Genomic DNA, 13,576 nt, shown 5'->3' on the forward strand with positions numbered 1-13,576 from the left:
CTCGGCCCGTGCGGAAACAGCGGCGACGACGGACGTCCGCCGTGGCTCCTGCGAGCGACGCGGCCAGTCGAGCGTGGGACGTCCGGAGCCGCCGCGAGAACGGACCGGGCGGCCCGGTCGGTCGCGTTACCGGCCCCAGCCGGTCCGGAGTTTGGGGCGGTCGGAGATGGCCTGGACGTCGATGGGTTCGTCGTGGGCGCGGACGCCTTCGAGCGCCGCCCGGGCGCTGGCGTACGTCGAGAAGTAGGTCACGTCCTCCTCGACGGCGACTTCGAGGGCGTCGCGGTCCCGCGAGACGACGAGGTCGACCTCGCCGTGGCGGATCGCCTCGTGCAGGTCGTCGAACTCGCGCACGTCGAAGAACTCGGCGTAGCCGTCGACGAGGTCCGCCGCCGCCTCGGAGTCCGGATCGGGGAACTCGTCGGCGGTGAGGTCCAGTACCGCCGTCCCCGAGGTGGGGATGGGTTTGCTCGTGGCGGACTGGGCTTTCTCGTAGGCCTTGCCGAAGGTGTCAGCCGTCCCCATGACCTCGCCCGTCGATTTCATCTCCGGGCCGAGACGCGGGTCGCTCCCCGGCAGGCGGTCGAACGGCAGGACGACCTCCTTGACGCTCACCTGTTCGGGGATCTGCTCGTCGACGTCGAGTTCGTCGAGCGTCGCGCCGGCCATCACCTTCGCCGCGAGTTTGGCGATGGGAACGCCGGTGGCCTTCGAGACGAACGGAACGGTACGGGACGAGCGCGGATTGGCCTCGATGACGTACACCTCGTCGTCCTTGACGGCCAACTGGATGTTCAGGAGGCCGACGGTGTCGAGGGCCTGTGCGATGTCCTCGGTCACCTCGCGAACGCGGCCGAGCATCTCCGCGTCGAGCGAGCGCGGCGGGATCATACAGGCGGAGTCGCCCGAGTGGACGCCCGCGCTCTCGACGTGTTCCATCACGCCGCCGACGAGGACGTGATCGCCGTCGGAGACGGCGTCGACGTCGAGTTCGACGGCGTCGGCGAGGAACTCGTCGATGAGGATGGGTTTGTCGGGGCTGACGCGGACGGCCTCCTCGATGTACTCCTTCAGTTCCTCGTCGTCGTGGACGACGTCCATCGCGCGGCCGCCGAGGACGTACGAGGGACGGACGAGTACCGGATAGCCGACGTCGCTGGCGAGCTCGAGCGCTTCGGCCTCGCTGGTGGCGGAGCCGCCGATGGGCTGGGCAATGCCGAGTTCGTCCATCAGGCGATTGAACCGGTCGCGGTCCTCCGCGAGGTCCATCGCGTCGATGCTGGTGCCCATGATCTCACAGTCCAGCCCGCGGCGGTCGAGTTCTTCCTCGAGCGGGTGGCCGATGTTGACGGAGGTCTGGCCGCCGAACTGGACCATCACGCCGTCGGCGTCGGCCGCTTCGATCACGTCCGCCACCTCCTCGGCGGTGATCGGTTCGAAGAAGAGGCCGTCGGAGGTGTCGTAATCGGTCGACACCGTCTCGGGGTTGTTGTTGACGACGTGGGCGTCGATGCCCGCCTCGCGCAGGGCGCGGATGGCGTGGACCGAACAGTAGTCGAACTCGACGCCCTGTCCGATGCGGATGGGGCCACCGCCGACGACGACGACGCTCTCGACGTCCCGGTCGACTTCGAGTTCGCCCGCCGCGGCGTCGCCCACGAGGGGGCCACGGAGGAACTCAGGCTTGCGCGCGGAGTAGTAGTACGGCGTCTCGGCGGCGAACTCGCCGGCACAGGTGTCGACCTGTTTGTAGGTGCGGCCGGGGACGTCGGTCTCGACGTTGCTGACCGTCGTGCCGGCGGCGGTGGCGATTTCGGCGTTGGTGCGGCCCTTGATGGCCGCCTCGGTGAAGTCGCCCTCGGCGGCCGCCTGCGTCGCCTCGGCGACGCGTCCGTAGCGCTCGACGTACCACCGCTCGATGTCGGTGAGGTCGGCCACCTCGTCGACGGTGTAGCCGCGGTCGAACGCCTCGAACATGGCGTAGGGACGGTCCGGCGTCGGCGTCTCCAGGTAGTCGGCTTCGAGTTCCGCGTCGCCCACGTCCGCCCAGCCGACGGCCGGGTCGTACTCGGAGGAGCGAAGCGCCTTCAACAGCGACTCCTCGAAGGTGCGGCCGATGGCCATCGCCTCGCCCGTGGACTTCATCGCCGTCCCGAGTTCGAAGTCGACGTCGTCGAACTTGTCTTTGGGCCACCGGGGGACTTTGGTGACGACGTAGTCGATGGCGGGTTCGAACGCCGCCGTCGTCTCGCCCGTGATCTCGTTTTCGATCTCGTGGAGGCGCTTGCCGAGCGCCACCTTGGCGGTGACGCGGGCGATGGGGTAGCCCGTCGCCTTCGAGGCGAGCGCCGAGGAGCGAGAGACGCGGGGGTTCACCTCGACGACGCGGTACTCGCCGCCGGGCGTGCCGTCGTCGCGCCAGGCGAACTGGATGTTACAGCCACCCTGGATACCCAACTCCCGGATCACTTCGAGGGCGGCGTCGCGCATCTCCTGGTGGCCCTCGTCAGGGATCACCTGCGAGGGCGTCACGACGACGGACTCGCCGGTGTGGATGCCCATCGGGTCGAGGTTCTCCATGTTACAGATGATGATACACGAGTCGTCGGCGTCGCGCATCACCTCGTATTCGAGTTCGACCCAGCCCGAGATGGACTCGGTGACGAGCACCTCGTTGTTCCGCGAGAGGCGAAGCCCCTTGCGGACGCGCTCGACGAGTTCGTCCATCTCGTGGACGACACCCGACCCGGAGCCGCCGAGCGTGTACGTCGTCCGCGCGATGACGGGGAGACCGCCCACCTCGTCGACGGCGGCGTCGACCCGGTCACGAAGTCCCTCCTGGGTCAGGTCGGTGACTGCCTCGCCCTCGTCGAGGGAGATGGTCGTCGAGGCCGGAACGGGTTGGCCGATCGACTCCATCCGTTCGCGGAACAGGTCGCGGTCCTCGGTGGCGTAGATGGTGTCCAGCGGCGTCCCCATGACGTCGACGTCGTGTTCGTCGAGAACGCCCTCCTCGGCGAGCGCGGCCGTGACGTTCAGACCGGTCTGGCCGCCGAGGCCGGCGATGACGCCGTCCGGGTTCTCCTTGCGGATAATCTCCGCGATCGCTTCCGTCGTGATCGGTTCGATGTAGACCCGGTCGGCCATCTCCGGGTCCGTCATGATCGTCGCGGGGTTCGAGTTGACGAGGACGACTCGTGCCCTCCTCCTGCAGGGCACGGCAGGCCTGCGCGCCAGAGTAATCGAACTCCGCTGCCTGCCCGATCTGAATCGGGCCGCTACCGATGAGCAGTATCGTGCGCTCCTCGTCGTCAGTCATCGTCCCATCGAAGTCCGTACATCGTAATAAGCCCGACGAAAGAATACGAGATGCGAAACTGAATTACGGATTTCGTAACGGTCGCGGTATATGCGAGCGGCCAGTCGGACGGCGGCCCGTAGCAAACTCCCGACCGTCGGACGCGCGCGACAGCGGCATTGTGGCGTCTCTCGGCCGCTCAGAACGCCGCGATCAGACGTTGAGCCGATAGCGATACGGACTGCCGTCGAGTACCTCGACTTCCCCTCCTCGGCGGCGCGGCCGAGGATGGTCGCGACGTGGTGGGCGCTCTCGAACTCGTCGTGCTCTTCGAGTGACGACAGTATCTCGCGCGCGGTCAACGGCTCCTCCGCCTCGACGAGCACACCCCGTAGTTCGTCGTACTTCCGCCAGCGGGTGTGCATACGTCACACATGGGCCGCTATCGTCTTAGTGTTCAGTGAGACGAACGTCGGACAGTAGTCAGACGTGCGCGTTCTCCGCGTCGAAATCCCGCTCTTCGCGGTACTGGGTGACGAACTCCGCGACGTCGAACTCCAGCATCTCCGACTCGAAATTCTGGACGACCGCGTCGTCGTCGGCGTGGCTGACCGCGTGTTCCATCAGTTCCACCACGAGTTCGACGACGATCTCGTGGAGCCGCCGCGAGTCGAAGTCGGTCACCCACAGGAGGGCGTAGCCGACGTCGCCCCGGTCGCTCACGTCGATGCTGGCGACGTCGCCCGGGAACTCCTCCAAGACGATGCCCATGAGGTGGGGCGTGCCGAACTCCGGCATCTCCTCGCTGGTCGTCTCGACGCTCTCGCGCAGGATCGCCACCAGAAACTCGGGGAGAAACCGGTCCGGCGGGTGGACGTCCATCACGACGGCGTGGGTGTCGCCACACGGACAGTCGAACTCCCGCATCCCCATGTCGAACGTGGAGACGGGGAGCGTCCGGCCACAGGGGAGTTCGACGTCGTCCTCGTCGCCACCGGGCACGCGCGGTTCTGCCATACACCCGGTTGCGCGTTCGAACGGTTAAACGCCGCGCTCCCGCGACGGCGTCACTGGCTGGCGGTCACGTACAGCATCGGCCCGACGACGAGCAGGACGATGCCGAGGAACATGTAGTGGACCGGGGCCAGTGCCGACGGCGTCATGATGAAGATGACGCCGAAGAGGACGGTGTTGATGGCCACTATTTTCCGGGATTTCAGCGGGAGCGTCCCGACCGTCGCGAGGATGAACACCAGCAACAGCGCCTGCCCCACGTTGTAGTTGAGCAGGAAACTGTCGATGACCTGTAACGGGAGCATTCTTACCTGTAGGTCGCCCGGAATCGTGCATTAAAGTTCCGCTCTGCGCTCGGCCGAACCGGTGAAGTCGATCGGTCGAATCCAGCCGTACCAGACGACGAACGCCGCCGTCGCGTAGCCGACGGTGAAGACGGCGCTCCCGAGGGTGTCGAGACCGAGCGTTCCGAGCCACCACCGGGCGAGTCCCGGGAGTACGACGCCGCTCACGAGGACGACGGCTAATAAAAGAGTGTTCCGGGTGCGGAGCGTTCGAGACGCCATAGCCGAGGATGGCGCTCGAACACCGTCAATGGCCCGATTCGAAGCGGGGAAGCGGGTCCGCTACGGGACCGTGTACTCCCCGACAGTCGACGTCTGATCGCCCGAGCCCTGCCAGATGACGCGGATGGTGTCGCCGCTGGACAGGGCACTACTTGGGTGGAGGTCGGCCGTGTCGGGTGAATCGTCGTCGTCCACGACGAACGAATCACCGGCCGACACCGGGAGCGACCACGACGTGGAGTTACCGGGTGCCTGAACCGAGAGGTTCGCCGTGTTCTCCGAACTGAACGTCGCACCGCCCTCGTGGACGATCGTCACCTGATCCGCCGACGTGTTGTAGTCGAACGTGAAACTCGCCTGCGGTGTCGTCTGTTGCACCTGTTGCCCGAGCCCGAGCACGAACGTCCCGATAACGGCCGCGAGAATCACCGTGATCGCGACCATCAGAATCACCCCGATCACCGGGCTGACTGCGCGGTCGTCCGTGATGAATTGCTTGAGTTGCATGGATTACAGTCGTGCGCTGCGAACGCCTACGTGTCGCGTTCGACGGCGGGTGACAATGAAAGCGCGGCCAAAAGGTAGAGATATTGATAGGGTACGACGGCTATATCGACAGTCTACCCCGTGTGAGCAGAGCGACGCGGAAGTCGACGGGGCGAGTCGTCGAAAAACGGCGACGGTCCGCTACGGGACGGTGTACTTCCCGACGGTCGACGTCTGATCGCCGGATCCCTGCCAGATGACGCGGACGGTGTCGCCAGAATTCAGCCCAACCGTGTCGAGTTCCGTACCGGCATCAGTGTAGGTGGTGGCAGAGCCGTCGCCCCCGATGTCGCCGACAGTGAACTGGTCACCGGCTGAAACGTCGAGAGACCAGCCCCGCTGACGGTCGACGCTTCCGTTCACTTGAACAGTGAGGGTCGCTGTATTCTCCGATTCGAACGTTGCTCCGCCTTCGTGTGTGACGTCAACAGTGCCGTTGGAACTCGAGTCGTAGTCGAACGTGAAGCTCGCCTGTGGCGTCGTCTGTTGTACCTGCTGTCCGAGTCCGAGCACGAACGTCCCGATGACGGCCGCGAGGATCACCGTGATCGCGACCATCAGAATCACCCCGATCACCGGGCTGACGGCGCGATCGTCGGTGAAAAGTCGTCTGAATCTCATGTTAGGGGACAGTGTACTTCCCGACGGTCGACGTCTGATCGCCGGAGCCCTGCCAGATGACGCGGATGGTGTCGCCAGACGAAACGGCGGTGGCGACGTCGCCACCGGATGCAACGAGAATCTGGTCCCCGGCACTAACGGGTAGCCCCCAAGTAGCGGTGCTCCCATTCGCAGAGACATTCAACTCCGCCGTGTTCTCCGTTTTGAACGTCGCCCCGCCCTCGTGAGTGACGAGCACGCTGCTGTTGGTCGAGTTGTAGTCGAACGTGAAGCTCGCCTGTGGCGTCGTCTGTTGTACCTGCTGTCCGAGTCCGAGCACGAACGTCCCGATGACGGCCGCGAGAATCACCGTGATCGCGACCATCAGAATCACTCCGATCACCGGGCTAACTGCGCGGTCGTCCGTGAGGAATTGCTTGAGTTTCATGGTTGGATGCACACGCCGGACGCAGCGAACGAGAGGTGCTGTCCGCCCCCTTCTCGTACGCGTCCCCGTGTCTGTCGAGAGTAGATTACCCCGCGAAATATAAATCTGCTGTTATGTCCCAATGTACGGAATATGATATAACCACTCGTTGAAATCCCTTAATCAGCCATTAAAAGGCCTCTATCCCCAGGATACGCCTCTTTCCCACACCGATCCGGGCAACACTGGAAATCATCCATATGTATGAATACCGAGTGTATCGTGGGCTCGCTTCGGCCGTGACGGGGACAGGTTTTAGCTGATCCCCCGCTACTCGCCGCTATGCGCAACCTCGACGAAACGGATCGCGAGATTCTCCGGTTGCTGACGAGCGACGGCCGGCGGCCGTACAGCGACATCGCGGACGCCGTCGACCTGTCGGCCCCCGCCGTCTCGGATCGGGTGTCGCGGCTCGAAGAACAGGGGATCATTCGGCAGTTCACCGTCGACGTCGACCGGTCGAAACTCCGCGATGGATATCCGATTCTCGTCGACGTACGGGTTCGCCCCGACGCGGTCGGGACCGTCCGAGAGCGACTGGCCGACGCCCGGGCCGTCGACCACGTGTTCACGACGGCGAGCGGTCGGCTCGTCGTCCAGGCCGACGCACCCGACCCCGACGTCCGTGCGTGGCTGTTCGACGTCGTCGACGAGGAGGCGGTGCGAGAGTACGACGTCGAACTGCTCTCGAACGTCGACTGGTCGCCCGAGGTGGCCGACGTGGAGTTCGCGATGACCTGCGTCGAGTGCGGGAAGACGATGACCGACGGCGGCATCACCGAACGCGTCGGCGGGGACCTGAAGACGTTCTGCTGTCCGACGTGTGAGAGTCAGTACCGCGAGCAGTACGAGCGACTCGAACGGGACGCGGAGTGAGCGGTCGCCGAACGCACAGTATATTTGACGGGGTGTCGAAACCCCGCCTATGCGTGACCTCTTCCTCGACGCCGCCCGCGGGAACTACACGGAACGGCCGCCCGTCTGGCTGATGCGGCAGGCGGGGCGCTACCTCCCCGAATATCGGGAGGTGCGTTCGGACTACACGTTCCTCGAAGCCATCAAGACCCCCGAGATCGCGGAGCGAATCAGCCTCCAGCCGTGGGAGCGATTCCGCCCGGACGGCGTCGTGATGTATTCGGACATCCTGACCGTCCTCGAACCGCTCGGCTTCGACTATCACGTCGAATCCGGCGTCGGTCCGGTCGTCGAGAACCCCGTCTCGGGACCGGACGACGTGGACCGGACGCACGGCCCGGTCGCGGAGGAACTCGACTACGTTGGCGAACTGCTCGACCGCCTCGGTGACACTCTCGGCGACGAGGCCGCCCTCATCGGCTTCGCCGGTGGCCCCTTCACCCTCTCGTCGTACGTCGTCGCCGGCGGGCCCTCGCGGTCGCACATGGAGCTCCGGCGGTTCCGTGCGCACCACCCCGACGCGTTCCGGACGCTCCTCGATTCGTTCTCGGCCGTCGTCGAGGACTACCTCCGCTATCAGGTCGAGATGGGCGCGGACGTCGTCCAGTTGTTCGACACCTACGCGGGCGTCCTCTCGCCCGCCGACTATCGGGAGTTCGTCCTCCCGCGACATCAGCGCATCCTCGACGCGGTGGACGTGCCGACCATCGTCTTCGCGCGCGACATGGGCGGCCACCTCGACGCCCTCGCCGAGAGCGGTGCCGACGTCGTCGGCCTCGACTGGACCGTCGACATGGGCGACGCGCGGGACGAACTCGGGGAGCGGCCGGTACAGGAAACCTCGACCCGGCTCATCTCTACGGCGACGCGGCGTTCGTTCGCGAACGCACCCGTGAAATCGTCGAGAAGGCCGGACCACGGGGTCACATCCTGAACCTCGGCCACGGAATCGACAAGGATACGCCCGTCGAGAGCGTCGAAGCGTTCGTTCGGACGGCCAAAGGGATCGAGCGGTAGATCACCGGTCGACGTCCGCGAACTCCGCGGCCAGTTGCTTGGCCTCGCGGATGCGGCTCGGGACGCCCATGCGTGCGGTGTAGTTGGTGGCGAGGTGGAGGCCGTCGGGCAGGTCGAGGCCGTCCAGCGCGGTCCAGGTGGTGTCGTAGGCGGGGAAGCCGCGGGGAGTTTCGTGACGCGCAGGACGCGCGCGTCGAGGCCCATCACGTCCGCGAACTCCTCGCGGGCGATGGCCGCCAGCGTCGCCTCGTCCTCGTCGACGAGGGCGGGACGGTTCATCCCACCGAGAAAGCAGGTGTAGACGCCGTCGCGACCGAACGCGCTGCAGTTCCACGAGACGCCGAGCGTTTTCAACTCCTCGTCCCGGCGGACCTGATAGCCGAGGCCCGCCCGCGGGCAGTCGGCTTCGAGGTGGACGTAGACGAGCGGGTTGTAGTGGAGTTCTCGGAGGCGACGACCCGCGTCGGGGTCGATGTCGTCGAGCATCGACGCCGTCGCGTCGGCGGGCGTCGTGAGGACCACCTCGTCGACGGCGACGGCGTCGTCCGGCGTTTGGAGGACGTAGCCGTCGCCGTCGCGTCCGACCGTCTCGACGGGCGTCTCGAGGCTGATTCGGTCGTCGTTCGCCTCGTAGAGCGCGCGGGGAGTTGCGCCATGCCGTCGGCGAACGAGACGGCGGGCGGGCGATCGCCGCCGGCGATCGTGTGTTTCAGAAAGACCTTCAGGAGGCTTCCTCCTCCCGTTCGAGGCGGAGCAGGCCGGTGAGCGCGTACTTCGCGGGCATCTCGGCGGGGTCGGAGCCGAAGATGCCGCCGTAGAGCGGAGCGATCAGGTTGTGGTACGCCTCCGCGCCGAACTTCCGGGTGAACAGTTCGGCGGCGGACTCCTCCGGGTCGCCGGCGGCGGTCAGCGGTTCGGCCAGCAGACGGAGCTTCCCCCGCCACGAGAGCAGGTCGGTCGTGAGAAACTCCCGGATCGAGAGCGGAGCGCGCCGCAGCCGGCCGTCGGCGTAGACGAACAGCGGCAGGTCCTTGTCGGCGACGACGAGTTCGTCGCGGAGGCCCACGTCGTCGACGAGGTCGGCGACGAGCGACGTGTGGCGCGTCCGCTGGGGACCCAGTTCGAGGACCCGCCCGTCCTCGTGGACGGTCCGGATGACGCCGCCGGGTCGGGACGCGGACTCGAACGTGTGGCTCTCGACGCCCGCCTGCCGGAGATAGTGGGTGAGCGAGAGGCCCGTGATGCCCGCGCCGACGACGCCGACGGTCATTCCGGTCGGGGCGCGTTCAGACACATCGTTCCCGGCGTCTCCTTGCACCGGCACTGCCGGAACTGGTAGTATTCGGGGTCGAAGCCGGCGACGAACGGTTCGACGAGGTCGGCCAGCACCGACACGAACCGGTCGTCGTCGTGGGGGATGGGAACGCGGTAGAAGTCGAGGCCGACTTCTTCTGCTTCCTCGCGGAGTTCGACGTCGAGTTCGGACAGCGTCTCGCTCTGTTCGTGCATGAAGCTCACGGGATCGACGACGACGCGTTCGGCGTCGAGATTTTCGACGGCGTCCTCGACTTCGGGTTCGGTCCACGGAATGTCGCGGTTCTCGTGGTTCTGATAGCCGACGACGTAGTCGTCGACGCCGAGAAGCGAGGCGAGAGTCGAACAGAACTCGTTCACGTAGCGGTCGTAGCGACTCCCCTCGTTCAGATAGTGCTTGGGCGTCCCGTGGGCCGAAAAGACGAGTGCCGTGTCCGGATCGTGCAGATCGACGCCGTTCTCGGCGGCGAAGTCGGCGATGGCGTCCGCGCGGAGTCGGTTGTAGAGGGGATGGCGGTGCCAGCCCGTGAGTTCGTCGTACTCGACGTCCCAGTCGGCGTCGTCGACGGCGTCGCCGAGTTCTTCGAGGGCCGCGACCGTCGTCGAGGGACCACAGAGGGGGTAGACCGGTAGGCCGACGAGGTAGTCGACGCCGTCCGCCCGGGCCGCGGCCACCGCGTCCTCGACGAACGGCTCGGTGAACTGCATCCCCGTGTAGGTGGCGACGTCGTGCCCGCGGTCCCGTAGCTCGTCCGCCAGACCGTCGGCTTGGGCCGCCGCCTGGGCGTTCAGCGGCGACCCGCCGATGGCCTCGTACTCCTCGACGAGCCCCGCCACGCGGCGTTCCGCGAGTTCGCGCGAACGCTCCATGGCCTCCTCCTCGGTGGTCGCCCCTTCGAGGGCGGCGTTGTTGAAGAAGATGCGCGTGAGGTAGTCGACGACCGCCTCCCGCGACGGCTCCGCCGGTTCGCCGAAATTGAGGAGGACGATGCCTGCGTCCATATCGAAACCCAGGGACAGCAGTTCCCTATACCTGTTGTTTTTCCGCCCGAACGGCGGCGACGGGGGCTGGCGTGTGCGAATCAACCAGAGTTAACTGATTCCAGACAAATTTCGAGTGAAGACCCCTGGGAATGAGAGAACACGCGAATCGAGAGACGGACGGAGCGGTGACGTCGAGGGACGTCCTTCTCGTCGACGACGACGCCCAGTTCGTCGAGACGGTAAAACACTACGTCGAGGACGCGAACGACGTCGACGTGACTGCCGTCACCGATCCGAACGAAGCGCTCTCGGCCGTCGAACGCGGAGACGTCGACTGCATCGTCAGCGACTACAAGATGCCCGGGATGAACGGTCTCGAACTGCTCGAAGCGGTCCGGTCGGTCGATCCGGACCTCCCGTTCATCCTCTTTACCCGACACGGTAACGAAGAGATCGCCAGCGAGGCCATCTCCGCGGGCGTCACCGACTACCTCCGGAAGGGGGACGACGAACAGTTCGCGCTGCTGTCGAACCGCATCGAGAACGCCATCGGCCGGGTCGAGTCCCAGCGGGAACTGCGCGCGGAGAAAGAGCGGTTCCAGCGCCTCGTCGAGGAGGTCAAGGAGTACGCCATCTTCCTGCTGGACGAGACGGGCCACATCGTGACGTGGAACGAGGGCGCGAAACGCGTCAAAGGCTACACCGAAGCGGAAGTCCTCGGCGAGCATCTCTCCCTGTTCTATCCGGAAGAGTCCGAAGACCGGGTCGACTACCTCCTCGCGAGGGCGCGGGAGTCGGGATCGATACAGGACGAAGGCTGGCGGGTCCGCAAAGACGGCTCGAAGTTCTGGGCGAACGTGACAATCACGGCGACACACGACCGAGAGGGGAACCTCCTCGGCTTCTCGAAGGTCACCCGGGACATGACCGACCGGCGGGAGTACGAACGGCGGATAGAACGCAAGAACCGCCGTCTGGAACGGGTCATGTCGATCCTGAACCACGACCTGCGGACGCCGCTGAACACCGCGAAGGCGCGACTGGACATCGGGCGAGAGCGGGACGATCCGGAACATTTCGAGGTGGCGAAAGACGCTCTCGACCGGATCGAACACCTCCTCGATCGGCTGATGCTGTTCGCCCGGAAAGGCCGGATCGTGAGCGAAGCGGAGTCGGTCGACCTCGGCGAAGTCGTCGCGAACGCGGAACGGACGGTGAACTACGACCTGAACGTGATGGTCGCCGACGAGTTGCCGACCGTCGAAGGCGACGAGCAGCGACTACAGGAGATGTTCGAGAACCTCCTCAAGAACGTCGGCGACCACGCCGGCCCGACTGCGACGGTGACCGTCGGGACGACGAACGGCGGATTCTACGTCGAAGACGACGGGGACGGCGTCCCCGAGACCGACCGGGCGCGGGTGTTCGACATCGGCTACACGACCGGCGACGACGGAACGGGGTTCGGACTGAGCATCGTCAAGGAGATCGCCGAGGCCCACGCGTGGGAGGTGTCGGTCACCGAGAGCGACGCCGGCGGTGCGCGATTCGAATTCCGGGAGTAGTCGCGCGGGGGCCGACCGTGGTCCGCGGGGGTGCGTCCGCTCGCTACGCGCTACCCCGCTGGGAGTGGCCACCCGGAGCCGAAAGGTATTCGGGCGTGGTAATTACATGTAATTAGAAAGCATGAGATGGACGCGATTCGACTACCTGTTGGCGGCGATGGGCTTCGCGCTCCTCTCGGGACTCGGCTACGGCGTCGCCTCGAGCGCGCCGCTCGCGTTCGCCGCCAGCGGCGGGTCGTTGCTCGCGGGCGCGTTCATGGCCGTCGGCCTGATCTACCATCCCGGCGCGTGACGGGGGCGTCCTCGTTCGCGCCGGCCACCGCTCGGATCGACCGCCTCACGCGCCGCGACGCAGCCAGGCGAGAATCGGCCCGGCGACGACCATGAGCAGACCGACCAGGAACAACAGCGGCCAGACCCCGCCCGTCGCCGGCCCCGTCGACGCCGCGGTCGTGGGCCCAGTCCCCGGGTCGAGCAACAGGAGCAACGCCTTGTCCTGGGGGAGTACCGCCGGATACTCCCGACTCGGCGCTGTGTCGAAAAACCGGATGAGGTTCGGGGACGTCCCGTCCGTCGGCGAGAGCCTCGCGGAGTAAAACGAGACGACGGCGACGATGACGCCGAGGAGGCTCACGTCGAGCGCCGACGAGCGACTGGCGAGACGGCGGATCATGCCCGGAAGGTTGGCACCGCGGAGAGATAGTCGTCACGCCTCTCTGGATAGTGATACGATCACCGACGTCGAGGCGTCGCGGGCAGGGCTCGGCGGTCACTCGCCGTCGAATCCGGTGTCAGATCTATAAGTAAGTGGATCAGGTAGATTCGAGGGTTCGTAAAGACCGTGCGTCGGCTCCTCGGAAGACGTGACCCGCTGTGAGAACTCGTCTCACGTCTCGTCATCGCGTTTCAATCGCTCTTTAGTGGACGAGTCGACGGGGATGGACGTTCGGCCCACATGAATTTAGGTTGAATTCGTACCCGTATGCGTTTCGTCGTAGCCAGGTGACTCGACACCGCAAGGTGACCACCGGAATGTCGCGCTCACGGGGGCGAGTACGTCGAATCACGTCCCTCGCCCAGTGTCAGGTACCGGAGGCGAGCGACTCACCGTCGCTCACCTTCGACTGTAATAAGGGCCCCACCAACGGGTGGTGATTTGGGTATTTCAGAAGATGGGTTGGGGCAGATTTGAACTGCCGGCCTCCTCCATGTCAAGGAGGTGTCATAACCAGACTAGACCACCAACCCTGTCTGGGGCTGCTTTCGAACG

12 protein-coding genes, 1 tRNA gene and 4 pseudogenes are annotated in these 13,576 nt (G+C 65.7%); 4 read left to right on the top strand and 13 right to left on the bottom strand.

The annotated features are described in order from the left end of the window. Positions 1-126: 126 nt before the first annotated feature. The 8 genes and pseudogenes from carB to ACFQJD_RS12435 form a co-directional block, all read right to left on the bottom strand. Positions 127-3,319: pseudogene (gene carB / locus ACFQJD_RS12400) on the bottom strand (carbamoyl-phosphate synthase large subunit). A gap of 192 nt (positions 3,320-3,511) precedes the next feature. Continuing rightward, positions 3,512-3,723: pseudogene (locus tag ACFQJD_RS12405) on the bottom strand (hypothetical protein). A gap of 58 nt (positions 3,724-3,781) precedes the next feature. Continuing rightward, positions 3,782-4,315 carry a DUF5815 family protein gene (locus tag ACFQJD_RS12410; protein WP_379798604.1) on the bottom strand — a complete coding sequence of 178 codons (534 nt, stop codon included), beginning with the start codon at positions 4,313-4,315 and terminating at the stop codon, positions 3,782-3,784. 50 nt (positions 4,316-4,365) lie between these two features. Then, positions 4,366-4,617, bottom strand: a complete 252-nt coding sequence (locus tag ACFQJD_RS12415) for a hypothetical protein (RefSeq protein ID WP_379798606.1) — start codon at positions 4,615-4,617, stop codon at positions 4,366-4,368. Between the two features lie 30 nt (positions 4,618-4,647). Next, positions 4,648-4,824, bottom strand: a complete 177-nt coding sequence (locus ACFQJD_RS12420; protein ID WP_379798608.1) for a hypothetical protein — start codon at positions 4,822-4,824, stop codon at positions 4,648-4,650. A 114-nt stretch (positions 4,825-4,938) separates the two neighbouring features. Continuing rightward, positions 4,939-5,385 (bottom strand): type IV pilin, encoded by a 447-nt coding sequence (locus ACFQJD_RS12425; protein WP_379798610.1) that lies wholly within the window; start codon positions 5,383-5,385, stop codon positions 4,939-4,941. Positions 5,386-5,565: 180 nt separating this feature from the next. Continuing rightward, on the bottom strand, positions 5,566-6,045 hold the full coding sequence (locus ACFQJD_RS12430; protein ID WP_379798612.1) for a type IV pilin: 480 nt from the start codon (positions 6,043-6,045) through the stop codon (positions 5,566-5,568). A gap of 1 nt (position 6,046) precedes the next feature. Beyond that, the gene (locus ACFQJD_RS12435; RefSeq protein ID WP_379798614.1) at positions 6,047-6,472 is read right to left on the bottom strand and encodes a type IV pilin; all 426 of its coding nucleotides are present in this window, start codon (positions 6,470-6,472) and stop codon (positions 6,047-6,049) included. Positions 6,473-6,793: 321 nt separating this feature from the next. Between ACFQJD_RS12435 and ACFQJD_RS12440 the strand changes: the two genes are divergently transcribed. Together ACFQJD_RS12440 and hemE are read left to right on the top strand one after the other, a co-directional pair. Continuing rightward, positions 6,794-7,387, top strand: a complete 594-nt coding sequence (locus tag ACFQJD_RS12440; RefSeq protein ID WP_379798616.1) for a winged helix-turn-helix transcriptional regulator — start codon at positions 6,794-6,796, stop codon at positions 7,385-7,387. Positions 7,388-7,436: 49 nt separating this feature from the next. Next, positions 7,437-8,443, top strand: a pseudogene (hemE, locus tag ACFQJD_RS12445) (uroporphyrinogen decarboxylase). A 126-nt stretch (positions 8,444-8,569) separates the two neighbouring features. Here hemE and ACFQJD_RS12450 read toward each other — a convergent pair. The 3 genes and pseudogenes from ACFQJD_RS12450 to hemH all read right to left on the bottom strand — a co-directional run. Continuing rightward, a pseudogene (locus tag ACFQJD_RS12450) lies at positions 8,570-9,055 on the bottom strand (FAD-dependent oxidoreductase); the annotation flags it as partial. Between the two features lie 109 nt (positions 9,056-9,164). Continuing rightward, the gene (hemG, locus tag ACFQJD_RS12455; protein WP_379798618.1) at positions 9,165-9,737 is read right to left on the bottom strand and encodes a protoporphyrinogen oxidase; all 573 of its coding nucleotides are present in this window, start codon (positions 9,735-9,737) and stop codon (positions 9,165-9,167) included. Continuing rightward, complete coding sequence (gene hemH, locus ACFQJD_RS12460; protein ID WP_379798620.1) at positions 9,710-10,759, bottom strand: ferrochelatase; 1,050 nt, start codon at positions 10,757-10,759, stop codon at positions 9,710-9,712. Before hemH ends, hemG begins: the two co-directional genes overlap by 28 nt. A gap of 131 nt (positions 10,760-10,890) precedes the next feature. Between hemH and ACFQJD_RS12465 the strand changes: the two genes are divergently transcribed. After that, on the top strand, positions 10,891-12,306 hold the full coding sequence (locus ACFQJD_RS12465) for a response regulator (protein ID WP_379798622.1): 1,416 nt from the start codon (positions 10,891-10,893) through the stop codon (positions 12,304-12,306). A 121-nt stretch (positions 12,307-12,427) separates the two neighbouring features. Further along, entirely contained in the window at positions 12,428-12,598 is a 171-nt protein-coding gene (locus ACFQJD_RS12470; protein WP_379798624.1) for a hypothetical protein, read from the top strand. A gap of 45 nt (positions 12,599-12,643) precedes the next feature. On the opposite strand, the gene ACFQJD_RS12475 is transcribed toward ACFQJD_RS12470, so the two are convergent. Together ACFQJD_RS12475 and ACFQJD_RS12480 are read right to left on the bottom strand one after the other, a co-directional pair. After that, a complete protein-coding gene (locus ACFQJD_RS12475) occupies positions 12,644-12,979 on the bottom strand; it encodes a hypothetical protein (protein WP_379798626.1) in 336 nt (111 codons plus the stop codon). A gap of 500 nt (positions 12,980-13,479) precedes the next feature. Then, positions 13,480-13,554 (bottom strand) — tRNA-Val (locus ACFQJD_RS12480). Positions 13,555-13,576: the final 22 nt, after the last annotated feature.

It is taken from the genome of Haloplanus sp. GCM10025708, assembly GCF_042663985.1.
GTDB classification, from domain to species: domain Archaea; phylum Halobacteriota; class Halobacteria; order Halobacteriales; family Haloferacaceae; genus Salinirarus; species Salinirarus marinus.

Excerpts from the sequence above, each read along its gene's own strand:
- ACFQJD_RS12440 (WP_379798616.1), top strand. The coding sequence starts at position 6,794 with ATGCGCAACCTCGACGAAACGGATCGCGAGATTCTCCGGTTGCTGACG.
- ACFQJD_RS12465 (WP_379798622.1), top strand. The coding sequence starts at position 10,891 with ATGAGAGAACACGCGAATCGAGAGACGGACGGAGCGGTGACGTCGAGG.
- ACFQJD_RS12435 (WP_379798614.1), bottom strand. The coding sequence starts at position 6,472 with ATGAAACTCAAGCAATTCCTCACGGACGACCGCGCAGTTAGCCCGGTG.
- hemH (WP_379798620.1), bottom strand. The coding sequence starts at position 10,759 with ATGGACGCAGGCATCGTCCTCCTCAATTTCGGCGAACCGGCGGAGCCG.
- ACFQJD_RS12425 (WP_379798610.1), bottom strand. The coding sequence starts at position 5,385 with ATGCAACTCAAGCAATTCATCACGGACGACCGCGCAGTCAGCCCGGTG.
- ACFQJD_RS12475 (WP_379798626.1), bottom strand. The coding sequence starts at position 12,979 with ATGATCCGCCGTCTCGCCAGTCGCTCGTCGGCGCTCGACGTGAGCCTC.
- ACFQJD_RS12470 (WP_379798624.1), top strand. The coding sequence starts at position 12,428 with ATGAGATGGACGCGATTCGACTACCTGTTGGCGGCGATGGGCTTCGCG.
- ACFQJD_RS12410 (WP_379798604.1), bottom strand. The coding sequence starts at position 4,315 with ATGGCAGAACCGCGCGTGCCCGGTGGCGACGAGGACGACGTCGAACTC.
- ACFQJD_RS12430 (WP_379798612.1), bottom strand. The coding sequence starts at position 6,045 with ATGAGATTCAGACGACTTTTCACCGACGATCGCGCCGTCAGCCCGGTG.
- ACFQJD_RS12415 (WP_379798606.1), bottom strand. The coding sequence starts at position 4,617 with ATGCTCCCGTTACAGGTCATCGACAGTTTCCTGCTCAACTACAACGTG.